Here is a 24,788-nt window from a genome sequence, read left to right on the forward strand (position 1 = left end):
AAGTTTGTACTTTACCTGTTGTTATCCCTGCAATACCCGTAAATTCAGCAGCTGATAATATTGTTGGAATAGCAAAATTAGGGATGTGATTTTTCATTATAGGCTTTTTCTGATGCATATTTTCCGAATAAGGATAAAAATCTTCCTCTTTATTAATGTCTTCTGCTTAGGTGAGCGATTATACTTTTCCAGCGTCTATCGGGCTCCAACCTCCACAGCTAACTATAATATCAGGCTTGAATTCTTTCATTTCATTAATGTTTTCCATAAGTAATTCGCCAGGAACATTTTCTTAATAAGTTTGACGTAAAATTCAATCCCACTAACATGTAGTTTCTTAAACAACGTTTTATACACTTTTGTTTTTAACATACTATTTGTTGTTACAATAAGAACTTTACATTTACTCCTGTTTATTCTTTGTATTTCAGTAACAAGTTTGTCTTCACTACATTTACCCCGTAATATATACGATCCTACAGGAAGAAATTGATTGATCATTCTACTACCTCCTATTATTAACTCAAAGTTCAAATTAATATAACATTATTAAATTATTAATTAAAATTTATTTTTGAATAGTAATTATATTCAAAATTATTAGTTGCATTAGCTTCAGATTGATTGTATACTATTTTCAGAATCATTAATAACATTATTAGGAGGCTTATTATGGGATATCAACCAGCAGTAAAAGAGTTACTAGACCTAATTAACTCTGCAGAAGGAAAAGGTATTTCCGAAATGACGGTGGAGGAAAATCGGGCAGGTTTACAAGCTTTTTATGGAGGTTTAGTAGGAGAAAAACAGGAAGTTAAAAAGGTAGAGAATATTAATATTCCAACCCATGATGGTGAAAAAATGGGAGTCCGCATCTATACTCCTGAGGGCGAGGGTACATTTCCTGTATTAGTTTTTTATCACGGTGGTGGTTTTGTTCTAGGTGACTTAGAAGTAATTGACCCAATTATGCGTTGGATTACAAATGAAACAAGCACCATGGTGGTTTCACTAGATTATCGATTAGCCCCTGAGTATAAATTCCCGATTCCTGTAGAAGATTGTTATACAGGAACGAAGTGGGTAGCAGAAAATATTCAAAAATATAATGGTGATCCGAAGCGTATAGCTGTTGGTGGAGATAGTGCAGGTGGAAACCTGGCAGCAGTGGTTCCATTAATGGCAAAAGATCGTGGAGGTCCAGAGATTTCATTACAAATTTTACTTTATCCTGTTACCGATTATGACACGACAACCGATTCTTATATTCAAAACGGGAAAGGTAATTATTTAGAAACGCCAGCAATGCACTGGTTTAATGATAATTACTTAAATAATGAAGATGACAAAGAAAATCCTTATGCTGCACCTTTAAAGGCTAAAGATTTAAGTGGTCTGCCTCCAGCTCTGGTTTTCACAGCAGAACATGACGTATTACGTGACGAAGGAGAAGAATATGTCAATCGCTTAAGAAAAGCTGGTGTACCTGTTGAACACACAAGATTTGATGGACAAATCCACGGTTTTTTCTGGATGCCTACGATTATGGATGATGCGCATAAAGCGTTAGAGCAGATTAAAAAGGCATTTAAGAATCAGCTTTCTGCAACTATATAATAGACTAGTATTAATAAGCCGGATGAAATCGCTTACGATTTCATCCGGCTTATTATGTTTGTGACTCCACTAAAAAAGGCGACACAGAATATTGGGTGTTTTTAATATTTAGTTTGAATTAATGCAACGCTAGTGTCTTCATACATATAATAAATAACAATCCAAGATATGACAGCGCGCGGAATAAGAAATAAAAGTTCAATATCCACAAAGCTTGGATAATAAAAATCGAGCCAAATAACGTGAAGAAAAGCACAATGAAATCAATAAAATTTTGTTTCATGTACCGATAATTATGCTTATTCGAACGCATGACTTCAGCAAATTCTGACTCCAACCCTTCTGTCAAATCGACTCCTTATTTCTTTTCCTCAAAATCTACTCTGGGCATTCTTGTATGGAGTTTTGTTTGATATTGCCAGAACTCGAGATGTCGACATGTACGACCCAGGTCTTGGATATCATGAACTTTACATCCAGTTTTAATAAACTCGATGTAATAATTTATTTTATTTTCTAATTTTATTTTTTTATTTATAAATCCCGGTGTTTGTCAATATAGTTGTCGCATTTGGCTAGTTTACTTTTCTCAAAATCTTATTCCGATATATAAATAAAGTATATCCACAAGTGTACCCTAGGCTACCGCGCTGCGCTTGCTGGCCTGGTGGTTTGAATCGAAAGGAAAAGCGTATTTTCGATCCAAACCACCAGGAAAAGGGAAGATTATGGTTGTACTACTGCTAGTTTTTACTCCTCATCTCTCATGGGATTGAGCGCTACCTTTTCGTGTGGTGTCCAATTTCTTGTTGTCCGCGCCCAGCGCTCTGGATGCTTCATTTTTGCTGCTTCATATACTTCTTTTCGCTTTTCTAATACAGCTACGTGCTCTCCAGTATGGCATTGAATTGGGGTCACGAAATTTAACCCACTATGCAAATGAATCTCATTGTACCAATGCACAAATTTTTGAGCCCATTGCCTTGCTTTCCCAAGTGATACAAAACCTTTATGCGGAAAATCCGGTCGGTATTTGAGCGTTCGAAACATCGCTTCTGAATATGGATTGTCATTACTCACACGTGGTCTTGAAAACGAGCTTTGGATGCCCAACTTCTCCAATAAGCCTAGGAATGTGGCAGCTTTCATCGGGCTGCCGTTGTCGGAATGTAACACCAGTGGTTTACCTTCGATTTTCTCACTAACCACTGCTTTTTTTACGAGTGTTTCGGCATGCGTTGCTTCTTCTGTTTCCCATACTTCCCAACTAACGACCTTTCTGCTAAACAGGTCAAGAATCAAATAGAGCCGGTAAAATAAACCTTTCGCCGGCCCGCCCAGCCAGGTAATATCCCATGTCCACACTTGATTTGGCATTGTTGCGAGATGGCTCTCCGGGATTATTCGCGCCGGATTTTGACTACGTCCTCGCTAATGCTTCATAATTAATTCTACTCCCACGTTTTAATTGATTGGTAACAATTTTATGTTGAATGTATTTATAGACTTGAATATTTAAATAACTAGTATTAGGTATTGAAGTCGTATGCATCTTTTTCATCCTTTCCAGTTATTTGTATATCAGATATAAGAGAAGTATTCATCATACAAGTGTTACATTAGGTGTATATTTTTAGATTTTAAAATCACCTTATAAAATTCATTTCCAAGAAAAGATTACAGCTAAATAGTTATAAAAATATTACCGGTAGAAACTGGTAGCGTAAAGGAATTTCAAGTTTCGACAGAAGAAAGTGAATCATAATATCTCTAGCGAAAAAACTGATATGCAGCTAATGCTTAAATACCAGTTTGTATTTATAACGCTTTTATCAAACCCCCATCTACTATAATAGATTGGCCAGTTATATACGTATTTGCTCCTGGACAAAGAAAAACAACCATTTCAGCAAATTCATCGGGACGACCATATCTTCCAATTGGAATGGAATTTTCTGTTTGTTGACGATATGCTTCATATGAAACACCAGTTGCTTTCGCATAAATTCCATCAAGTTCAACCAACCTGTCCGTTGCAATTCGTCCTGGACCGACTGTGTTAATCATAATATTATCTTTTGCTAGTTCTTGTGATAAGCCTTTCGATAACCCAACAACAGCTTATTGAAAATGCCTTGGAAAAGACAAACAAGAAATTCAAAAAGTTAATCAAAGCTACAGCATTGGTTTGCGACAATACCAAGTTATATCAAGTTGTACTTGCCAAATTTAGGGTGCGAAAGTTGAGAACTTATATAAAAAACACGATGAAAAACGATGGTTTGGCATTGATATGCGTAAAGGTAACAATGTGGATATAAAAGATTCAACGAGAGAAGTAGTACGTAATGAGATTAGACTGATGTGTGTACTGGTATAAACCCATCTAGGATAGTTACTTGCTCAAGTGAGCAGTCAGTGTAGAGATGAAAAAAGTAATCACCTGTTAGCTGGCCGCAGCTTAGGGTGATTACTTTTTTGTGTTAATGATCATGGAGAAATTTGAACGTGTACAGTATAGTCCAAATCTTCCTCTAAAACTTTTATATAGTTTTCAACCTTCTTCCTTTATCATGGCCACTTAATTGCTTAATATTTTCCAATAAAAATGCCTGACATGGAAATCCTGCTAATAATATATTGTGTTTTGAAATATCTTCAGTTGGTATTTGTGTAATATCGCCCGTTGGTACTTCTCCACAATTCATCTTATATGTTTTTACCGCAAATTTATCACATACTGAAGAAAACACAGTTTTTCCACCTTGCTTTTGAAAAGCTAAACGAATACCACCAACACCTCACAAATAAATCAATCATTTTAAATCGTAGATTATTTGGTGGTAAAATTCCTATCCGAAACGAGTTTTTTAGCCGTTTGTTCATAAATGGAAGCTTCAAAGTTATCTGCGACATTCAACGCTTTCTGATCAGCAAACGGTAAGATTTGAGTTAAAATGACACCTGTTATCTGGCTGACTGGGTCAATCCAGAAATATGTGTTTGCCAAGCCAGCCCATGATAAGCTCCCTGCTTTCCTCCCAGTGGAAGCATCCTCGGTTGTAAGAAGAAAACCTAGTCCCCATTTTTTTGACATCCCAGGAAAAGCTTCATAATCATTTGTTAAGCCAGGATTAGTACTTGTCAATGCTGTCACCTGTAAGTCTCCAATTTGATTTTTACTCATCTCTTCAATCGTTTCTTTTTCAAGAATTAGTTTACCGTTAAACGTCCCATCGTGTAATACCATCTGAAGGAACTTCATGTAGTCACCTGCTGTCGAATACAGTCCTCCTCCGCCCATAAAAAATTCAGGCTCTTGAGTGATTTCAAATGGAATCGGTGAAAGCTCTTGATTCTCCCCGCGTGCGTGCATACCAACTAGGCGTGAGCGAGCTTCCGGTTGAATCACGAAATCCGTATCCGTCATCCCTAATGGGTTGAAAATATTTTCTTTAAAGTAATGACGAAGATTCTGACCTGAAGCAGCTTCAATTGCTTTCCCAACCCAATCCATATTAATTCCGTACTCCCATCGTTCACCGGGGTGAAAAGCAAGTGCAGTCATTAAAGCTTCATTTTTACATTCTGTAATATCAGGTAATTTTTTTGCTGCTATATAGTTTATTGTATCCCCATTAAAGAAATGATAGGTGAATCCAGCTGTATGGGTTAGTAAATGACGCAGCGTAATTTGCCTTTTTGGTTCAGAAAGAATTGGCTGCCCATCATTGTCTAGACCTTCCATTACTTTAATATCATTTAACAGTGGCAGAACCCTGTTTAGCGGCTGATCCAAATGCAATTTCCCTTGCTCCACAAGTTGCATGGCAGCCACTGTTGTTACAGCTTTAGTCATCGATGCAATCCAAAAAACAGAATCAGTAGTCATTTCTACATCACTGTCTAAACTGCGCTTGCCATATGCACCTTCATAAATGATTCCTTGATCATCCGCTGCATATGCCACGACACCTGGAATGCTAGCGTCCTTCACGGATTGTTTTAAAATTTCATCTAATTGTTTTGTATTCATCAATTATTACCTCCAAAATTTATTTTAAATCGAAAAGAAAAATCTATTCATGAAAAGAAGTTTAGTAATGTATTAGTATTTTTCCAACAAGCAAATCTTACTTATTTTCATTTACTCGTTACACTTTGAAGTGGTGTGAATTTGAATCCCTTATAATCCTTAGAAGAGTTATATATATGTTCTTGGTAGGTTGGGAAATCTCCAGGGTGTCCTAAAAACCCACGTGGTTTACCTTCAATATTTGCTCCTACATACCAGCTGTCAACTTTTGCAAAGACCGAATTTTCACCGATTTCATTCAGATGATTCGTCCATTCTTCTTCAGCCTCTGGAGTGGCCTCAATTTTTTCAATACCGTTTTCATCAAGATATTTTATACAATCAAAAATCCATTCCGCTACTACCTCTCCTATTGGAGGAACATTAACTTGTAATGGGAAATGAGCTCCTCCAATTGTGAACATATTTGGGAAACCAACGTTGCAAATTCCTAAGTATGTTTTAAGGTTTCTTCCCTCTTCCCATTTATCCCTCAACAATAATCCGTTTTTTCCACGGATATTTGCATTCATTAACGCTCCTGTCATTGCGTCGAAGCCGGTTGCAAATACGATAATGTCTAATTCATATTCTTCCGTCGTGGTCCTTAACGCTTTATTAGTACATTCAGTGAATGGTGTTTTTTTCAGATTAACTAGAGTAACGTTTTCTCGATTATAGGTATCTAGATAATTAATTACACAAATTGGACGTTTGCCACCGATAAGGTGATTTGGCAGTAAATTATTAGCTGTTTCAGGATCCTTAACAATTTCTTTAATCTTACGATGCATGAATTCTTCTAAAGTTTTATTAGCTTCATCATTGGTTATAAGATCATTATAGGCAAATAAAAATTGAAACCCGCCAACTTCTTCCCAAATTTCTTCATATAATTTTATGCGTTCTTCCGGTGAGTCATCTAGTGCCGAATAATCATTTAATAGGGGAAAAGCTGGCATGCCGATAGGGTGTTCACGTACTCTTTTTCTCAGTTCATGAAAGTCTTCTTTCATTTTCTTAATTTCATCTGGGTCGAGTAAAGGATTTCTTATTGGAAAAGTATGATGCGGGGTCCGTTGAAAAACAGTAAGATGATCTGCCTCCTTCGCAATAGCCGTAATCGCTTGAACACCGCTGGAACCAGTACCGATTACTCCTACTCGTTTCCCTCTAAAATCTACTTTTTCTTGTGGCCAACGACTGGTATGAAATTTCTTCCCTTTAAAGTTTTCAAGACCTTTAATATCTGGTTCGTGAGGAATTGCTAAACTACCAATTGCTGGAATGAAATATTTTGCTTCTGCAAGCTCGCCATCTTCTGTTTGTATTTTCCATCTGTTCATCGATTCGTCATACGTTGCCGACGTAACACGAGTATTTAACTGGATGTCTTGGCGAAGATCTAATTTATCTGCTGCGTAATTCAAATAATCTAGTATTTCCGCCTGTTCGGGGTATAATGAGGACCAAGTCCAATCCTTATAAAGCCCTTCAGAAAAAGTGTAACAATAGAATTCGCTTGGAGTATCACATCGTGCTCCGGGATACGTATTCCAATACCAAGTACCACCAACGCTATTTCCAGCCTCATATAAGCGAACAGAGTATCCCTCCTGACGTAATAAATGAACCATATGCATTCCACTATAACCCGCACCAATTACAACAGCATCAAATTCTTGTTTTTTATTCAATTTGTTTAACCCCTCTCATTTTAAATTTGCTAGTAATCCTTTTCATAGATAATTTGACATTAGGCTCTTTTTAAATAAAAGTTTTAATATCTGATCCAGAATTATTTGGAACTGGTTTTAGGAAAAACGTAACTTGATATGAAAAAGTTGTAAATTATACTACTCTAATTACTTAAAATACTGTTAAACCAGATGATACAGAACGTCGTGTATCCGCTTACAATATTCCAAAGAATATTCACATTTTAATGTCTTTAATTTTTTTAAGCTTACATTTCAAACACCTACCTTCAAATTATTAGATAGATATGAATATACAGATAAATAAGATAACTTAACTATATATTAGGGTGTTAACCTAGTCAAGATTTGGCTTCTCTTGTACTTATTTATTTCAGCTCGTCTTTTGTTTATTATTCGAACAGAAAAACTGGTTTCGTCTACTTGAAAGCAAAAAATCGTGAAAATCTGCCTGAGGAAATACTGTCTATCACTCTTTAAAACATTCCAAGTTAATTGGTGCTGTTTTTTACTTTCACTTAGTACGGCAACGATTCTTAAGGTCAATCGTTTAACCAAAAACGACCGTCTAAAAGTATTGATTGTTGATGATTCTGCCTTTGAACAGAACCGTAGTAAAAAGGAAGAATTACTTGCTCGTTGTTTTGATCATTCCTCCAAAAAATGCGATTTTACAAAGGCTTTCGTATGCTTACGCTAGGCTGGTTTGACGGATTTCATGCCAATTGATATCTCATTACTAAGCTCAAAGAAGTCAATAATCAATGGTATTTCAGTTAAAGTTGACAAACGTACATCCGGTTATAATAGACGTGAAGAAGCATTACAAACAGCTCCAGAACAACTACCAGCTGTGATTCCCCGCGCACTTTCTACGGAAACAGAAGCTTCTTACGTATTAATGGATAGCTGGTTTACAGTGTACAGTAACTCAGTTGGATAATTATACTCTACAACAACGTCTTCGCAATACTATTATCTAATTCCTCAAATTCATCATAACTAATCGTCGCATACAATTCTTTCCTCGTCTGCATATCTGGCACACCTTCTTTTTGGCTACCCTGTTCCTTAATTAATCCAAAAATCCGCTCATACGCTTTAGCCGCTACTCTTAATGAAGTAACTGGGTAGATGACCATGCGAAAGCCCATATTTTCGAATTCTTGTGCTGAATAATAAGGCGTCTTCCCAAATTCCGTCATATTGGCAAGGAGTGGTACGACAATTTTTTCAGCAAATAGGCGGAACTCCTCCTCTGATTGGAGTGCTTCTGGGAAAATAGCATCGGCTCCTGCTTCGATATAGGCTTGTGCTCTTTCAATCGCTGCATCAAGACCCTCGACTGCCCGTGCATCCGTTCTTGCAACAACAATTAACGAAGGTGCAACTTCCTTGATCACCTTTATTTTTTGCGCCATATCTTCTGTTGTAATGAGTTTCTTCCCGTTTAAATGACCACATTTCTTTGGTAAATCCTGATCCTCAATCTGAACGGCAGCTACATTTGCTTCCACCATTTCTCTAGCCGTTCTCGCAGCATTCAAGACACCACCGAATCCCGTATCAATATCAACAAGTACGGGTAAATTCGTTGCGCGAACAAGATCCCTTGCTCGTTCTGCTACTTCAGTTGAAGTAACAATGCCAAGGTCAGGTAACCCCTTACTTGCCGTGTATGCTGCCCCAGATAAATAAAGAGCTTTAAATCCTGCCTTTTTTGCGACGAGTGCTGCCATCGCATCATGTGCACCAGGAATTTGCAAAATATCATTTGTTGCGATTTGTTCCTTAAATTGTTTCGCTAAATCTGCTTGTGTAATCGGTTGATCAACAATCCATGCCATAGTAGATATCCTCCTTTAGAAAACTAACCCTTTTATACAACATTATACAGGGGAAGAGCTTGGTTAAACATTTTGACGTCCGTCAGCGACACCAAACAACCAAACCTCCTCCCCATTTCATTTATACAAACTTAGCAGTTAAGAAAGTATAAACTACTTTCTTACTGCATAAATGCAACTATGGCAACTCGCTTAATTAGGCGTTCGCCAACTTTTCTAATTAAACAAACAACTCAACGAAATCGTTGACATTCATTTCGATTAATCTTTTGTAGTTATTTCCAACCTCTACCAATTTATTGCGCTGTTTCTCTGAATAATGGGTTGCAATATTTTCTGCATATTTTTCACGAACTTTTGGAATTGCTTCATCACGACGGAAGCGATGACCTAATGGGTATTCAACTTCGATAGCTTCTGTTGCTGTACCATCTTTGAAATATACTTGTACTGAATTTGCAATCGAGCGCTTTGTTGGATCTAAATATTCTTCGGTATACGCTTTGTTTTCTGTCACAACCATTTTATCCCGTAATTGGTCAATGATTGGATCGCTAGCTACATCATCTTCATAATGCTCTGCACGGATATCGCCTTTTAAAAGACCAATCGCTGTAATATATTGGATACAATGATCACGGTCTGCTGGATTATTTAATGGACCCGTTTTATCAATAATCCGAATGGCTGATTCGTGGGTTGTAATCGTAATATGATCAATCTCATCAAGACGGTTCACCACTTCAGGATGTAGTGTTACTGCCGCTTCTGCAGCGGTTTGTGCATGGAATTCAGCAGGGTATGATACTTTGAATAAAACATTTTCCATCACATAACTATCAAATGGTTGGCCAAGTACTAACGATTGCTTATTAAACAAGACATCCTGGAATCCCCAACCTGGTGCTGTTAATGCAGTTGGATAGCCCATCTCACCTTTTATAGACATGAGCGCAAGACGTACGGCTCTACTTGTTGCATCACCTGCAGCCCATGATTTTCTAGATCCTGTATTTGGTGCATGGCGGTATGTACGCAGGCTTGAATTATCAATCCACGCATTGGATAGAGCATTAATAATTTCTTGCTTTGTTCCATCTAACATCGTTGTTACGACTGCAGTTGTCGCGATTTTTACATATAATACATGATCAAGACCGACCCGATTCAAGCTATTTTCCAATGCTAGAACCCCTTGAATTTCGTGTGCCTTAACCATCATTTCTAATACTTCTAGCATTTTCAGTGGCTCTTGTCCTTTACTTATGCGCTCCTGACTAATAAAGTCCGCAACAGCAAGAATCCCCCCTAAATTATCAGATGGATGTCCCCACTCCGCAGCAAGCCACGTATCATTAAAATCAAGCCAGCGTATCATTGTCCCAATATTAAATGCCCCTTGGACGGGATCAAGTACATGGGGAGTCCCAGGAACACGTGTCCCATTAGGAACCGTCGTCCCAGGTACAATCGGTCCAAGTAATTTTGTACATTCTGGATAACTAAGCGCCAAAATTCCACAACCAAGCGTATCAATCAATACATTATGAGCTGTTGTCAGTGCCTCTTCACTCGTAATCTCTTTATTTAATACATAATCTGCAATTTCTTCTAGCAATAGATCTGTTTTATTTTCTTGTTCTGTCTTTAACATTCATCTCTTCCTTCCTCGTCATAATTAGTAATCTAAGGTTTAACCCAGCCTTTAGGAAGCAGCCTTATGGGAAGTTCGGTTAGAAGCGCGACGCATAGGACTGCAGTTACTCGCCCCACTGAAAAGATTTGTCGCAACACCGAACTGAGCTAGATTCTGCTAAACCCACTATGCAAATAGGAAAGTTTTATACTTTCATATCTGCTAAATGTATTCTTAATAGCTTTCACCAATATAATTTACCCGTGGTCTAAATAACCGATTATTATCATGTTGTTCGATGACATGTGCACAAAGACCAACCGTTCTCGCACTAAAGAAGATTGGTGTATATAACGGAATTGGAATACCAAGTTTATAGTAAACTGGTGCTGCATAATAATCTAGATTCGGATAGAGTCCCTTTTCTTCTTCAAGTATCTTTTCACCCGCTTCACACATTTCAAGCAATGAAGTATCCCCATCGATCTCACATAATTGCTTTAATGATTCCTTCATAATTAATGCTCTAGGGTCCATCTTTTTCATATAAACACGATGTCCAAAGCCCATAATCTTTTCTTTTTTTTCTAGTCTTTTGTAAATTACTTCTTCAAATTCAGCAACACTGCTCGCTTCATTCAACATATACATAACTGCTTCATTGGCTCCCCCATGCAGATTGCCTTTTAATGAAGCAACCGCCCCTGTTAATGCGCCGTAAATATCCGATTGTGTTGATGCAATCACTCGCGCAGTAAACGTTGAGTTTGGCATTTCATGTTCACTATATAATAGAAGGGATCGGTCAAAAATCCCCGCTTCCAATTCCGTTGGTACCTTACCTGTAATCATATATAGAAAATTCGCACTGTATGATAAATCCTTATTTGGAGCCACTTCATCCTGCCCATTCAAAATTCGGAAACTATTTACTGTAATATTTGGTAGTTGCCCCATGAGTTGATAGGCACGGCTTTTATTCGCTTCTAGTGAACGGTCATCAATGTTATTATCGAAACCCGCTAGAACAGAAATTCCTGTTCGCTGCCCGTCCATTGGATGTGTTTGATTCGGTAATAATTTAAGTACGTCGATCACAGTCGATGGAACATCATAATTTTCCTTTAATTTTGCTTCCAATATCGCTTTTTCAGTTTCACTAGGTAATTTTCCTTCAATTAAAAGATGCACCACATCCAGATAATCTTTTGTCTGTGATAATTCGATCAGATTATGTCCTTTAATAATGATTTTTTCTTGTACCGTATCGAGAAATGAAATTGCTGTCTCCGCCGCAATAACACCTTCTAATCCAGGCACAAACTTTTCTGTCGTTGCCATCAAAATCCTCCTTTTTCAATCTTTATGAGGTATCTTAAGGTGCACATCTTCAATAAAGCTTTTTATAATCGTTACCATATTTACAACTAATTCTATTATAGTATTGATTTGAAGATTAGGAAAATATATAATATTTATAATTAGACATAGATTCTATCAATACCTGTTTACTTACTCCATATAAATTTGTTTAAACTAAGGGGTGTTTGGAATGAATTATCAAGATTGGGAAATGCTTGCTACATTGTATGCTACAGAGAACATCACACAGGCAGCGCAACGTTTATTTTTATCGCAACCTACGTTAACTTCTCGAATAAAGAAATTAGAAGACTATTATGGAATTCAAATTATTATGAGAAAGCGCAGAGGTGTCACGTTTACTCCAGAGGGAGAAAAACTTGCAGAACATGCTAAAAATATGCTAAAAGAACAGAGAGAAATTGAAGAAAAATTAAACAATATGGGAAATCAAGTCGCGGGAACACTTCGAGTAGGAGTTTCTAATTTTTTTGCTCTAAATAAAATGCCTAAATTACTACGTTTATTTAAACAAGAATACCCAAACGTAGAATTCCAAGTTGTTTCTGGATGGAGCAGTGAAATGCATCGATTAATTTTGAATAATGATGTACATATTAGCTTTATTAAAGGTGACTACCCTTGGAAGGAGCAAAAAGAATTACTCTATGAAGAGAATATTTGCATCGCCTCTCCATGGGATTTCGAATGGGCAACGCTTCCTTCATTACCGCGTATCGATTACTATACGGATGAACGAATGAAAAATCTTGTAGATATTTGGTGGTACAATAATTACAAGCAAAGCCCAAATATAAATATTCAAGTCAATCAAGTGGAAACATGTAAAGAGATGGTTATTAATGGATTGGGCTATGCTATTTTAGCGGATTTAGTAGTCCGCCCTCACCCTGAACTTATCACCAAACCTTTATATAATCATTTAGGCGATCCGGTTACACGCAAAACATGGATGTATTATCATGAAGATTCGTTGAAGCTGAATATTGTTCATGCATTTGTTAGTTTTATCCGCACACTGGATGTGAAAGGATTATAAATCGAGATATAAAAAAAGTCTTAAAATATCACTTTAATAGTTTTCTGCAAAGAAAAAGTCCTTTATATGAGAGAAAGCGAAGTTAGTGCGGAAAGCTTTTAACAAATTGGTGAAACAATGAAAGAAAAGTTTCCCCAAAAAACAAATACGAACGATGTGACAGAAACAACAAAGTATTGGGAAACACTAATCGATACGATTAATGCCCTCTGTAAAAGAGAAAATGAATTATTTAAAAGAGGTAATGGATGATTGTCAGGAACAAAAAGCACTTTCCAAAGATCCAGACGCACGTATAGGACATAAAACAGCGGATAGTTCGTTCTTGGGTGATAAGTCACACCAGGGTTTATCGACAGAACGAATTATTACGGCAGCTACGATTACAACAGGGGAAAAAAGTGATGGAAAATATTTAAAAGAGCTTGTACAAAAAAGTAAAGATGCTGGTATGGAAATTGACATGGTTATTTGAGTACTGCTTATTCCGAAACGAAACTTACGAAAATGGAATCATTTGAATTGGTTTCCAAACTACATCCTGTCATTACGGATGACAATCGAAAAAATACAGGCTTTGAATTTAATAAGGATGCCGATATGTCTTTATGTCCAGCAGGTCATTTGGCAACGAAAAAATTAATAAAGAAACGCTCTGGAACAAACAGAAATACACAAAGCTCAAGTATTATTTTGATGTGGAAGTATATAAAGCATGTCCACTAAGAGATGAATGTTATAAGGGATGGAGCAATACTTTTGAGCAATTTCCTTAGGGAGTGTAAACTAAACTGTGTAAGTAAGAGAGCGTACGGCTCTTACTTCGCAGTTTAGTTTTTTTATTGGTAGAATACAAATATAACGATTGGGAGGTTGTTCTATTGGCTAAATCAAAGCGAGATCAAAAATCAGCTGAATTAGCGAACCAAATTCTAGAAAACTACCAACCAGAGACTGTAGAAGACATGCAGAACGCACTCAAAGATATATTTGGCCCTATGTTTGAATCCATGTTGAAGGGTGAAATGAATCATCATTTAGGCTATGATTCGAACGATAAAGAGGAAAAAGAGACAGAAAACAGACGGAATGGTTATGGAAAGAAAACCATCAAAACGAGTTCGGGTGAAGTGGATATCAAAATGCCACGAGATCACGACGGTTCCTTTAATCCTGAACTGATACCGAAACGGAAAAAAGACGTCTCTGCGATTTAGAATAAAGTGATTTCCATGTATGCACGTGGGATGTCCCAACGAGATATTTCTTCAACGATTGAGGACATTTATGGTTTTTCTGTCTCCCATGAAATGGTATCCGATATAACGGATCAGGTTCTTCCTGAGCTGGAAGAATGGCAGACTCGTCCACTAAGTAACTGTTATGCGTTTGTATTTGTGGATTGTATGTATACCACCATTCGCAATCAATATGAAACAAAGAAATATGCCGTCTATACGATTTTGGGATACACCATCGAGGGCAATAAAGAAATCCTTGGGTTATGGTTAAATGAAACGGAAAGTAAACACAAATGGATGCAGATTTTCGACGAAATCAAGGCGAGAGGTGTTGAAGATATTTTCTTTATATCCATGGATAGTGTAAGTGGATTGGAGGAAGGAGCACGTGCTATTTTCCCTGACGTCATCGTCCAAAGATGTATCGTTCATTTAATCCGTAACTCCATCAAATACGTCCCAAGCAAAGATTATAAAGCCTTCACCAAGGCCTTAAAGAAAGTATATGGAGCACCAAGTCTGAAAGCATGTCAAAGTGCATTTGAATCGTTCCAACAACAATGGGCAGCCTATCCAGGAGCCATTGATGTATGGACGAGGAATTTTAGTCATGTCGAGCAACTCTATGATTATGGAAGTGCTATCCGTAAAGTTATGTACACCACAAATGCGGTTGAGAGCATCCACGCCAGCTTCAGAAAGGTAACTAAAAAAGGAGCATTCCCTAACGAGAATGCCCTTTTGAAAGTATTATTTTTACGTGTGAAAGAACTCGAAACGAAGTGGAATGGTGGCCATGTCCAAAACTGGTCAATGGTGATGAACCAACTTCTTATCCACGACAAGCTAAAAGATAGGGTTCTAAAATACTTGGAGTAATTTTTAACTTACACACTTTATTTGACAAACCCTTTCCTTAAGGGTACTTTCTTCCCTTTGTATTTCTAAAACGATGTTTGCTTTTTCCTCTGGTTTGTAACTTCTTCGTTTTTTTGCTCATAGTGTTATCTTTATGTTATTTTTGTATTTTTAGTGTCCAATGATACGGATACATTATATTTTGCCCAGTTTATAATTTCCGCTTCAGTTATCTTACCAACATAATTGTCATTTAAGTAATGACGGTTTTACAACGTTTGGGGTCGGGTATACCGACAACATATGCCTGCTTTACAGCAGGATGCTTATACATACTTTACTCTACACCTCCGTTGACCAAACTTTAAATCCAAAGGCATTAATCACTCGTTTTAAACGATTGACATTAAGGAAATATTCCTTCTTTATCCAACGTTACAATAACATCAGTACGAAAGAATGTAGTGTTGATTATTTATATAAATCTACTGTTATTATTTAAATAGTATGACAACTATCGGTAAGTTAGAATAATTTTTACTCGAACCTGGAATCTTTTAACCATAGATTACCAGGATAAGAAAACGCCCACAAAATTATTTAAGTAAATACGTATTGCATTCTAGTTACCGGATGTGATGCACATATTTGTGAACATGAATATGTGCATAAATCTTCTCAAATACATCATTGCACGCTCTAGGATCTTATAATGGAAAAAATTAGAACTTATTGACTAAAAATCAAGTTAATATACTAATTAAACAACAAAGAAAGACGAAGCTAATTAACATTTAAATTAAGTTCCACTGAAAAACTTTCGTTCTTCAGTGAAATCATTTTCAAGTGTTTCTACTTTGGGGGTATTATTGTTATACTGAACGTGAGGTTTTAAGACATAAACATTCCTCCATTAATATCTACTGTCGCACCATTTATATATCCTGCATCCTCTGTACAAAGATATGAAACTAGTGATGCAACTTCTTTAACTTCCCCTGCCCGTCCAACAGGCACACTATCAATAAACCTTTTGTTTGCTTCTTCTGTGGCTGTTTTGCTCATTGGACTTTCTATTCGTCCAGGTGCGACACAATTAGCAGTAATTCCAAATATCGCGTATTCCGAAGCAATCGTACGTGTAAAACCGATAACTCCACTTTTAGAGGCAGAATAATGAGAACCTGCAATTCGGCCACTTGTTCTTCCTGCTAGGGATGATAGATTAACAATTCGTCCCCAATTTCCTTTTTTCATTAAAGGTAGACACTCTCTTGTACATAGAAAAGTACCTGTCAAATTAACATTTAACACTCTTTCCCATTCCTTAAGTGGTGTTTCATGGATACTTATACTTTTCCCATTAAATTTCGGTGAAATACCAGCATTATTAACTAGTATGTCTACTGCGCCAAACTTTTTCTTAATAAATTTAAACGTATCGATGACTTGTTGTTCGTTCCCTACATCAACTACTATACTTTCCACTTTACTATTCTGTTTCTTAAAGTTCTCTACTGTTTTAGCTAATTCATCTTCTATAAAATCTAAAAGTATAACGTAAGCACCACGTTGCAAAAGTACACTAGCTATTTCTGCACCAATACCACGAGCTGCGCCTGTAACTACAGCGATACGATTTGATAATTCCAACACCTTCACATCCTATTCAAAAAAAATTTAATAAAAATAATTTTAATGCAACCTATAAGAACTGATAATCACATATTCATTCTTGATTGTCCACCGTCCACGTTAAGAGTAGCACCAGACACCCAGGAGGCTCTTTTGGAAGCTAGAAATATTACTACGTTAGCTACTTCCTCCGCTTTGCTAAATCTTCCCACAGGAATTTTTTGCTGTACATACTCTTTAATTTTCTGTGGATTCTCAAAGAGCTGTTTTTGCTAATTACTACTCGAATGCAAAATTGCTCCAATAGCAATTGAATTAACTCTTATTCCCTCTTTAATTACTTCATCTGCTAAAGATTTTGTAAAACTAATCATTGCTGCTTTAGAATTATTATAGGTAGGTTTCCGGAACCTAAATACTACAAATGGAAGGGCTTGTAAAAAAATGAAAAAGCAAGTCCCGGGCATATTGTTGCCTTTTTATTCAAAATAAGAGCAATTACACGTAAGCAATAAATAGGCAGAAATACTATGAATATCAAATTGTAAAATATTGGTATTCTAGCTTGATGACAATGCGGATATAACCCCTTTTTCAGCATTAAATCTGTCCGGTTTAGGGCAGTTGCTTTTACAGTAACTATAATTTCATCTTCACTTGGCACTGGGTCGTCATAATCTTCAATAAACAAATTTTTTGTTTGATCATTAATTAAAATTGCTCTAAAAGCTTTCCTCTACTTTCTGTATAATTTTTAAATCTTATAAGATTGTTAGCAATTCACCTAAACACGGGTGAATTGCCTGTTGTTTAACTCTAAACAACAGGCTTCTCTTATTGATTTGTCTCTTCAATGATCTCCCCATAAACATCATACATCTCGTTCACTGTTTCTTCATACTCGTCCCCTGGCATCCAGTCTAGAGGTAAATCCATGTTTTTAGCGGCCTCAATAAATTCCGGGTCCTCAATTGTTTTTTGAATGACCTCACTCCAAACTTCTATAACTTCTTCCGGCAACCCTTTAGGTCCACCAATGCCTAACCAAGAAGTGATGTCAAAATCGTAACCAAGTTCACTAATTGTCGGAGCGTCTGGTGCTAAATCCCATTTAGTATCACTTAAAGATACTAATAGTCTTAAGTCTCCAGATTCCAATGAGCTTTTATATGCTCCTGGGTTATTAATCCCGAAATCTACATGACCTCCCAAAAGAGCGGCTGAAGCCTCTCCACCACCGTCAAATCCAACACTCTGCCAGGAAGGTATATTACCTTCCGCTTTATCTAGCATAGATATTCCTAAAGTAGTAATGCCTCCTGGACCAGAATCGCTGTAAGGCATACCTGGGTTATCGTGTGATGCTTTTATAAAATCTTCAAATGTTTTAAACGGAGAATCTTTTCTTACCGCTATACCATAGAGATATTTTGCCCATCCGCCAACATATGAAAAGTCGCTTGCTTTATATGAAACTGTCTGATTATGTGGTGTAATAGTCAAGGGTTGTAAAGAAGTGTTCCCTAAAGTGTATCCATCGGGTTCTTGTTTTGCTAGTTCAGCTAACCCCACCGTTCCTCCTCCTCCTGTAACATTCTCGACTACTATCGTTTCTCCCAAATACTTTTCAGCTACAGAGAAAAATTGTCTATAAGCTAAATCGGTTGCACCGCCTGCTGAGTATTGAACATAGAATGTAACTGGTCTTTCAGGATATCCATTTGTATCGCTTTGAGCATCGCTTTCAACATCTTCAGAATTACAGGCAGATATAAAAAAGATCAATATTGTTACCCCTAACAACTGTATAATTTTTTTCATTTTTTTATCCTCCTAATTAAATTTAATAATTGTAATTAATTGTAGCTAGACTAACGCCTTTTCTTTGTTAAACTCCTATCACATAGACTTAAAAAACTTCACTTTCCTACATAGCCTGTTGTCCATTTTGCTTTTTTGATTTTATAAAATAACTAATAATAGTTATAACTGTTATTACGATAAACATCAATGCAATTGGTCTTTCAAAAAAGATGAGTAAACCATTGTCAGTAATAGTTAATGTTTGGCGAAAAGAACTTTCAATTATAGGAGTTAAGATAAAACCTATAAGAAGGGCTGTTATAGGAATACCAAATTTACTTAATAGGTAGCCTAATATTCCGAAGAAAAACATTACTTTTACATCAAACATGTTTTGGTTATATCCAAAGGTGCCAGCAATACATAGAATTAAAATAATGGGAATCATAATTTTTATAGAAATATTTTTTAACTTAATTACAAACTTAACAAAATACCAATTAAAGAAAAAATTCATAATAATCGCCATTATCATCCCAGCATAAATACCATAAACTATCGGTCCATTATTAACAAAAATTTGAGGACCCGGAGTAATTCCTTGTATAGTAAGCGCCCCTAATATTAATGCTGCTTCCACATCACCTGGAATTCCGAGTGATAATAAAGGAATCATGTTAGCACTAGCTACAGCACTATTTGCTGCTTCCGGAGCAGCGACTCCATCAATTGAACCTTTTCCGTAGTTAGGGTCTTTTGATATTTTTGCCCCAGAGCGATACCCCATGAAAGCAGCAATAGTTGGTCCTAGCCCAGGAAGTGTCCCTATAAAAGTTCCTATACCTGCTGATCTAAATAAAATTTTTCTTGTTCCTTTTACTTCTTTCCAAGTTATTTTAGAGTCTGCTAGATCAACATTGGATGATATTTCCTCTTTATTTTTCTTCATTTTATTTAAAAAAACTTCTTCGATTTGTCTAAAAGCTTCGGGAACTGCCAAAAGACCAATTAACACTGGAATTAATGTGAATCCAGAAGACATTTCCATAGAACCAAATTCGAAACGGGGAACACCATTAACTGGGTCGTATCCAACTGTTGATATTAAAATACCCATTCCAAGTGCCAGAAAACCCTTCATTAAAGATTTTTCTGACACTCCAAGAATCATTGTAAAAGCAAATAATATAATAGCTACATATTCGGGAGGGCCAAATAACAAAGCAGCTTTTGCAATCAATCCAGCAATCAAAATTAGTACTATGCAGCCTATCATATCCCCTACTGAAGACCCTATAAGAGCCATTCGAATAGCTTTACCTGATTTCCCTTGCTGGGTTAATTGGTAACCATCAAGAGCTGTAGCCGCAGCGGCAGATGTCCCTGGGGCGTTGAATAATATAGCCGCAATACTCCCCCCAAATAATCCTCCTTTATACATTGCTGTGAGCATTGCAATTGCTGCAACAGGACTTAGAGTAAAAGTTATTGGTAGTAATAAAGCAATCCCCATTGTAGAAGATAGTCCTGGTATAGCACCTAGAATTGTACCAAGAATAACTCCCGCCAAAACCAAAATAATATGTTGAGGTTGCATTATCATTCCCAATCCTTCAAGAATATCAGGTCCCACTTTCTCACCTCCAATTTAATTTATATGAATAATCCACTTGGGAATCGTAGGTTTAATAATTCTCCTAGAACTAAATAAACACCCAAGGGTACAAGTGTGGAGATTAAGATGATTTTGACTATAGACTTAACTTTTAATAACCACATCATTAAAGCTATGAAGATAATACTTAGCAGAAAGTATCCTATTGTTTCTATTATAAATATATATACCCCGTAGATGAAGACGAGCATCACCAACATAAAAAGCACCTTTCTTGGAAACTTAATCACTATTTCTTTATTACGGAGACATCGTATAAAACAAATAATAGATACAAGCAAGGTTGTACCTACTGAAATATAAGGAACAATTTGCGATTCTCCTTCTTGAACTTGAGCAGGTATTATATATAAAATGATGAAACACAAAACAATAAGGGATAAATAAATATAACGCTCACGCCAATAAATCATCATATACCTCCTTCTAATAAACATTGAAGATATTCTTTTAAAATCTAAATCTATTACCACCTGCTCAATGTTTAGAAAGTTTTTTCATTACTGATTGTGCAATTACAGCTGCTTCAATAACAGACTCTGTTTCTTCCATGGTAGCGACCGGAATCTTTGTTAATTCTCCCCCGTTATAAGGAGAATACAGGGGAGCGCATTCTCCTGCTTCTAACCACTGCCCATTTATAAACAGTTTTTGTTTTACATCGATTTTCGTTTTCAGCATATATATCCTCCTCATATTTCCATGACCTTGATAATAAAAATAAGTTATTTTCTAATAACAATTAACGATGCCTTTGCTTTTTGGAAACTTTCTGAGTCAGTAGTCACAATATTAATTACCGTAGAGTATTTGAAAAGCCTCTTATCTTTTCTGGATTCGTAACTCTCACGCCCTCACATCCAAATGACTTTGCCATTTTGCTAATATTGCAGTCGTTATATGTGGAGGCAATAACCTAGTCCCCTTGGTTGCTTTTCACCCATCCTAAACTAGAGTTATTCATAACCACTACCACTATTTTAATGTTGTATTGAACTGCAGTTAATAAGAGCATTCATGGTCATAGGAAAGCCCCCGTCACTACAAACAGCTACTACTTCATGGTCAGGATAAACTAACTTCGTAACTAGTGCAGTCGCATATCCCAATGCTCCTGAAGCAGTAGGTGCTATCACACTTTCTGGTGACATTGTCTTTAATAGCTTGGTCATAAATACTCTGTTTTCACCAGAGTCTAAAGTAATTTTTGTTTTTTCATTTATAGTCTTGTCCAATTTCTTTTAACGACAGGTAAGATAGGAGTATTACCCGCTAAAGTCTCTTCTCCTTCCATGTACTGTAGTAATTCCTTCTGATTATTAATCCCCATGAGGCGTTTTCTTAGTTCTTCCGTATCTATTTTATTATCGTTTTCTTTCATATGTTCAAGGAGTTGATTAATAATACGCTTTGCATCACCAATTAACGCTTGATCAACAGCATATGTCCAACTAGCATTCTTCTCTTCAATATCTAATCTATTTGTATAATTGTCTGCTTTGATGGATCTTTTAAATCTTCCGTCTCAAAAACAGTATCTGGGCGTAAGTCTAGGACCTACCACTAATACTAAATCTGATTCATTCAAAAGCTTATTAGCAAAATATTGACCCCATTTCCTCATAACTCCAACAGCAAGGGGATGGATTTTTTCGATAGAACTTTTCCCACCTGCTGTTGTACCGATTGGTGCACCTATCAATTCAGATAGCGCTTTCAAGTCCTTATGAGCTTTAGCGGCATGCACCCCGCATCCTGCTATAATGAATGGTTTCTTAGCACGATCCAATGCGTCACAGGCCTCCTCAATTTATTAAGACTTTCACTTTTCTCTCTGAATTTCAAGTAATGTTGAGTATGATAAACTTTGGAGAGCTTGTTACTTTTACTACTTCGTTAATTGAGTTGCTGCGGAAAACAAAAGCGACCCGACCGGGACTTCCTGATAAATAAATGTATCATTTCAAGCAAAATTCTCTTTACTATTACCTTAAGCTAATATAAATCTACTGATATAATTTGAATATTACCCAGTCTATTGCACCAATTCTTCATCCCACCCAAACTCCTTTGATAACTCTTGTGCTGACTTTTTAAGAATCTCTATAATTTTTGGTAACCTTTCATCTGAAAAACGTTGAATAACCCCTCCAATACTTAGAGAACCAACGACGTTTCCTTGAAAATCAAGGATAGGAGCACCAATAGCAGCTGCGCTTGGGTAGATTTCTCCTTTGCTTAGAGAAAAACCCTTGGATCTTATATTGTTTAGTCGGTCATTTAATTTTACGAATTGCTTTTCTCCTAAATTTAATCCAGAAAAAAATTTTTCACTTTTATTGGAATCAAAATATGCTAACATTGCTATAGGACCTCCGCCCTGAGTGAGATTTAGCGTATCTCCAAGTTCAGTTGTTGTATCCCGTACTAAGTAATCTCCTTTTATGGTGTCAATACAGTGAGCTTTATTATTTTTTTCAATAAAGAGATATGAATTGTCTCCAGTCATTTCCGTAATTTTTCTCAAATATGGCTTCGCTCTACTTGTAATCTCCAGAGAATGAATAACTAAGCTTCCTATTTTGTATAACTCTATTCCCAAACGATAGTACGGTACAGTTGAGATATAAGTCTTTTCAATAAATCCAACTTTTTCAAGCGTCTTACAAAAGCGAAGTGCTGTCGTTTTATTAAATTCCGTCCTCTGAGAAATTTCACTAAGAGTTAATTGCGTTTCTTTTTTAGAAAACAAACGCAGTATGATTGCTGCTTTTTCCACTGATCGAACAACAGATTTATCATGCAATTCTACACTACCCTTTGCCATATAAATACCACCTACTCACATATATATAATTAGCTTTCTTTAATCCTCCTTGTTAATTGTAATTAGCCTTTTTCAAATAAAGCGATTACATTTTATTTTGTATCACGAATAGTGGAACGCAGAACCGGCATCCGTAATTTATAATTTTTATAATAATTGATATTATAAAAATTGTCAATATATTTTAAAGAGAAAAAATATATAACCCTGAGAAATATAATCACTATGCGAACGCCCCCCTTCTACAACAGAAAACATAAGCCAACAAAAGGGCAGCAAAAAACTTGGCTTAAAAGTTTTTTGCTGTCCTTTTTATTTAATTACTCAACTTTCACACCTAAAAAAACATTAGAAAACCATTGATACGACTGAATAATTCCGAAAAACAATACTAAAGATTAAACAAAAATACATTCCAATTTGGTAAACTATAGTCACCAAACCAATACCAGAAAGTGATGTATTTATGGCTACTATTTCACCAAATTCCGAACCAAAAAACGAAGCTAATTCTCATATTTTCTCGTTTTTTCATAGAACACAAGCTGGGCACACTGCTTAATCAGGCGAATATTCGAAAAGAAGAGGGGTTTTCTCCATTGTTTCTTTTCCAGTTTATTCCTCGCTTGTCTTACACGGTAAGAACCTTTACCGAATCCTTGATTCAAATCGCATACAGGATGCTCCCAAAAAAGATGCGATCGATCGCTTTCTCAATAATCCCAAATACAACTCGCGAAAGTTTCTTACATTGCTGAGCAGGAATGCAATCGTAACCAAACTGTTGCCTTTAGTCTCAAATGAAGAGCCGTTCCTGGAGTGAAGCTGTCGAACTGCTTGCACGTGTGCATGATCATACGACAGGCCAGTTTGTCAAAGGCTTCCGAATGCTTACGCTTGGGTGGTCAGATGGGAATACATATATTCCGTTGGCCTTCTCATTACTCAGTTCTGGCAAGCAAAAAACCGTTACAGGATATCAATTCGAAAATTGACAAGCGTATTGTAGGATACAAGCGTCGTTAGGAAACACTATAAAAATCGACTGAAGCGATGTTTGATTTCCTCGATGACGTCAATCCGTTACAGCTTTGTGCCAGGACATTATTGTTTGACAGCTGGTTTGCCTTTCCTAAAGTGATCAAGTGCGTCGTTTTCCAATATCCTCTGCATGTCATTTGTATGCTCAAAAGCATGCACCGAGTTTATTACATCCTTAAAGGCAAGAAATATACCCTGAATCAGCTCTATAAAAAGTCCGAAAAAAACGCGATCTTGCTAAGATTCTTGCCTCAGTCATTGTCAGCATTCGTTCAGATGACAAAGGTAAGGATGTCCAGGTCTGCATTGTTTTTGTACGGAATCGAAATCGCTCCATACAATGGCTGGCTCTCCTTTCAACGCCGGAAGAAGAAGTCGTTCTCCTTTATGGAA

22 protein-coding genes and 5 pseudogenes are annotated in these 24,788 nt (G+C 36.6%); 7 read left to right on the top strand and 20 right to left on the bottom strand.

Translation table 11 applies throughout. From position 1 onward, the window contains the following. Window positions 1–246: 246 nt before the first annotated feature. Window positions 247–501 (bottom strand): hypothetical protein, encoded by a 255-nt coding sequence (locus tag ACHABU_RS05695; RefSeq protein WP_435763219.1) that lies wholly within the window; start codon window positions 499–501, stop codon window positions 247–249. Between the two features lie 171 nt (window positions 502–672). Between ACHABU_RS05695 and ACHABU_RS05700 the strand changes: the two genes are divergently transcribed. Beyond that, window positions 673–1,617, top strand: a complete 945-nt coding sequence (locus ACHABU_RS05700) for an alpha/beta hydrolase (RefSeq protein WP_435763221.1) — start codon at window positions 673–675, stop codon at window positions 1,615–1,617. 750 nt (window positions 1,618–2,367) lie between these two features. On the opposite strand, the gene ACHABU_RS05705 is transcribed toward ACHABU_RS05700, so the two are convergent. The 5 genes and pseudogenes from ACHABU_RS05705 to ACHABU_RS05725 form a co-directional block, all read right to left on the bottom strand. Then, the gene (locus ACHABU_RS05705) at window positions 2,368–2,994 is read right to left on the bottom strand and encodes a transposase (protein ID WP_435763223.1); all 627 of its coding nucleotides are present in this window, start codon (window positions 2,992–2,994) and stop codon (window positions 2,368–2,370) included. A gap of 441 nt (window positions 2,995–3,435) precedes the next feature. Further along, window positions 3,436–3,735 (bottom strand): annotated as a pseudogene (locus ACHABU_RS05710) (SDR family oxidoreductase); the annotation flags it as partial. A gap of 425 nt (window positions 3,736–4,160) precedes the next feature. Next, window positions 4,161–4,370 (bottom strand): DNA cytosine methyltransferase, encoded by a 210-nt coding sequence (locus ACHABU_RS05715; protein WP_435763225.1) that lies wholly within the window; start codon window positions 4,368–4,370, stop codon window positions 4,161–4,163. A gap of 80 nt (window positions 4,371–4,450) precedes the next feature. Further along, window positions 4,451–5,653: a serine hydrolase domain-containing protein gene (locus ACHABU_RS05720; RefSeq protein WP_435763227.1), complete on the bottom strand. Its 1,203-nt coding sequence runs from the start codon at window positions 5,651–5,653 to the stop codon at window positions 4,451–4,453. A gap of 107 nt (window positions 5,654–5,760) precedes the next feature. Then, complete coding sequence (locus ACHABU_RS05725) at window positions 5,761–7,389, bottom strand: flavin-containing monooxygenase (RefSeq protein ID WP_435763230.1); 1,629 nt, start codon at window positions 7,387–7,389, stop codon at window positions 5,761–5,763. 368 nt (window positions 7,390–7,757) lie between these two features. Here ACHABU_RS05725 and ACHABU_RS05730 point away from each other — a divergent pair. Continuing rightward, a pseudogene (locus ACHABU_RS05730) lies at window positions 7,758–8,329 on the top strand (transposase); the annotation flags it as partial. 31 nt (window positions 8,330–8,360) lie between these two features. Here the strand turns inward: ACHABU_RS05730 and prpB are convergent. From prpB to mmgD, 3 genes are all read right to left on the bottom strand, one after another. Next, complete coding sequence (gene prpB / locus ACHABU_RS05735; protein ID WP_435763232.1) at window positions 8,361–9,257, bottom strand: methylisocitrate lyase; 897 nt, start codon at window positions 9,255–9,257, stop codon at window positions 8,361–8,363. A gap of 220 nt (window positions 9,258–9,477) precedes the next feature. Next, entirely contained in the window at window positions 9,478–10,911 is a 1,434-nt protein-coding gene (locus ACHABU_RS05740) for a bifunctional 2-methylcitrate dehydratase/aconitate hydratase (protein ID WP_435763235.1), read from the bottom strand. Window positions 10,912–11,127: 216 nt separating this feature from the next. Next, window positions 11,128–12,237 carry a citrate synthase gene (mmgD, locus tag ACHABU_RS05745; protein ID WP_435763238.1) on the bottom strand — a complete coding sequence of 370 codons (1,110 nt, stop codon included), beginning with the start codon at window positions 12,235–12,237 and terminating at the stop codon, window positions 11,128–11,130. Between the two features lie 208 nt (window positions 12,238–12,445). Between mmgD and ACHABU_RS05750 the strand changes: the two genes are divergently transcribed. The 5 genes and pseudogenes from ACHABU_RS05750 (at window position 12,446) to ACHABU_RS05770 (ending at window position 15,435) form a co-directional block, all read left to right on the top strand. Beyond that, window positions 12,446–13,315 (top strand): LysR family transcriptional regulator, encoded by an 870-nt coding sequence (locus ACHABU_RS05750; protein ID WP_435763240.1) that lies wholly within the window; start codon window positions 12,446–12,448, stop codon window positions 13,313–13,315. 117 nt (window positions 13,316–13,432) lie between these two features. Continuing rightward, window positions 13,433–13,567: a hypothetical protein gene (locus tag ACHABU_RS05755; protein ID WP_435763242.1), complete on the top strand. Its 135-nt coding sequence runs from the start codon at window positions 13,433–13,435 to the stop codon at window positions 13,565–13,567. Further along, window positions 13,560–13,790: a hypothetical protein gene (locus ACHABU_RS05760; protein WP_435763244.1), complete on the top strand. Its 231-nt coding sequence runs from the start codon at window positions 13,560–13,562 to the stop codon at window positions 13,788–13,790. The genes ACHABU_RS05755 and ACHABU_RS05760 overlap by 8 nt, the downstream gene beginning before the upstream one ends. Then, window positions 13,787–14,041 (top strand): hypothetical protein, encoded by a 255-nt coding sequence (locus ACHABU_RS05765; RefSeq protein WP_435763246.1) that lies wholly within the window; start codon window positions 13,787–13,789, stop codon window positions 14,039–14,041. The genes ACHABU_RS05760 and ACHABU_RS05765 overlap by 4 nt, the downstream gene beginning before the upstream one ends. Before the next feature lie 155 nt (window positions 14,042–14,196). Beyond that, window positions 14,197–15,435, top strand: a pseudogene (locus tag ACHABU_RS05770) (IS256 family transposase). 179 nt (window positions 15,436–15,614) lie between these two features. On the opposite strand, the pseudogene ACHABU_RS05775 reads toward ACHABU_RS05770, so the two are convergent. From ACHABU_RS05775 to ACHABU_RS05825, 11 genes and pseudogenes are all read right to left on the bottom strand, one after another. Next, window positions 15,615–15,874, bottom strand: a pseudogene (locus tag ACHABU_RS05775) (AMP-binding enzyme); the annotation flags it as partial. Between the two features lie 431 nt (window positions 15,875–16,305). Next, complete coding sequence (locus ACHABU_RS05780; RefSeq protein WP_435763248.1) at window positions 16,306–17,067, bottom strand: SDR family oxidoreductase; 762 nt, start codon at window positions 17,065–17,067, stop codon at window positions 16,306–16,308. Window positions 17,068–17,135: 68 nt separating this feature from the next. Beyond that, window positions 17,136–17,453: pseudogene (locus ACHABU_RS05785) on the bottom strand (SDR family NAD(P)-dependent oxidoreductase); the annotation flags it as partial. Window positions 17,454–17,883: 430 nt separating this feature from the next. Further along, window positions 17,884–18,870: a tripartite tricarboxylate transporter substrate binding protein gene (locus tag ACHABU_RS05790; protein WP_435763250.1), complete on the bottom strand. Its 987-nt coding sequence runs from the start codon at window positions 18,868–18,870 to the stop codon at window positions 17,884–17,886. A 106-nt stretch (window positions 18,871–18,976) separates the two neighbouring features. Further along, window positions 18,977–20,485: a tripartite tricarboxylate transporter permease gene (locus ACHABU_RS05795; RefSeq protein WP_435763252.1), complete on the bottom strand. Its 1,509-nt coding sequence runs from the start codon at window positions 20,483–20,485 to the stop codon at window positions 18,977–18,979. A 20-nt stretch (window positions 20,486–20,505) separates the two neighbouring features. Beyond that, on the bottom strand, window positions 20,506–20,964 hold the full coding sequence (locus ACHABU_RS05800; RefSeq protein ID WP_435763254.1) for a tripartite tricarboxylate transporter TctB family protein: 459 nt from the start codon (window positions 20,962–20,964) through the stop codon (window positions 20,506–20,508). Between the two features lie 40 nt (window positions 20,965–21,004). Then, window positions 21,005–21,208 (bottom strand): hypothetical protein, encoded by a 204-nt coding sequence (locus ACHABU_RS05805; protein WP_435763256.1) that lies wholly within the window; start codon window positions 21,206–21,208, stop codon window positions 21,005–21,007. A gap of 235 nt (window positions 21,209–21,443) precedes the next feature. Beyond that, window positions 21,444–21,542, bottom strand: a complete 99-nt coding sequence (locus tag ACHABU_RS05810) for a thiamine pyrophosphate-dependent enzyme (RefSeq protein WP_435763258.1) — start codon at window positions 21,540–21,542, stop codon at window positions 21,444–21,446. Then, window positions 21,508–21,762, bottom strand: a complete 255-nt coding sequence (locus ACHABU_RS05815; protein ID WP_435763260.1) for a thiamine pyrophosphate-dependent enzyme — start codon at window positions 21,760–21,762, stop codon at window positions 21,508–21,510. Before ACHABU_RS05815 ends, ACHABU_RS05810 begins: the two co-directional genes overlap by 35 nt. A 290-nt stretch (window positions 21,763–22,052) precedes the next feature. Beyond that, window positions 22,053–22,337, bottom strand: a complete 285-nt coding sequence (locus ACHABU_RS05820; RefSeq protein WP_435763684.1) for a hypothetical protein — start codon at window positions 22,335–22,337, stop codon at window positions 22,053–22,055. Between the two features lie 225 nt (window positions 22,338–22,562). Next, window positions 22,563–23,354 (bottom strand): IclR family transcriptional regulator, encoded by a 792-nt coding sequence (locus ACHABU_RS05825; RefSeq protein WP_435763262.1) that lies wholly within the window; start codon window positions 23,352–23,354, stop codon window positions 22,563–22,565. Between the last annotated feature and the right edge of the window lie 1,434 nt (window positions 23,355–24,788).

Source organism: Oceanobacillus sp. CF4.6 (genome assembly GCF_051262635.1).
Lineage (GTDB): Bacteria > Bacillota > Bacilli > Bacillales > Amphibacillaceae > Oceanobacillus.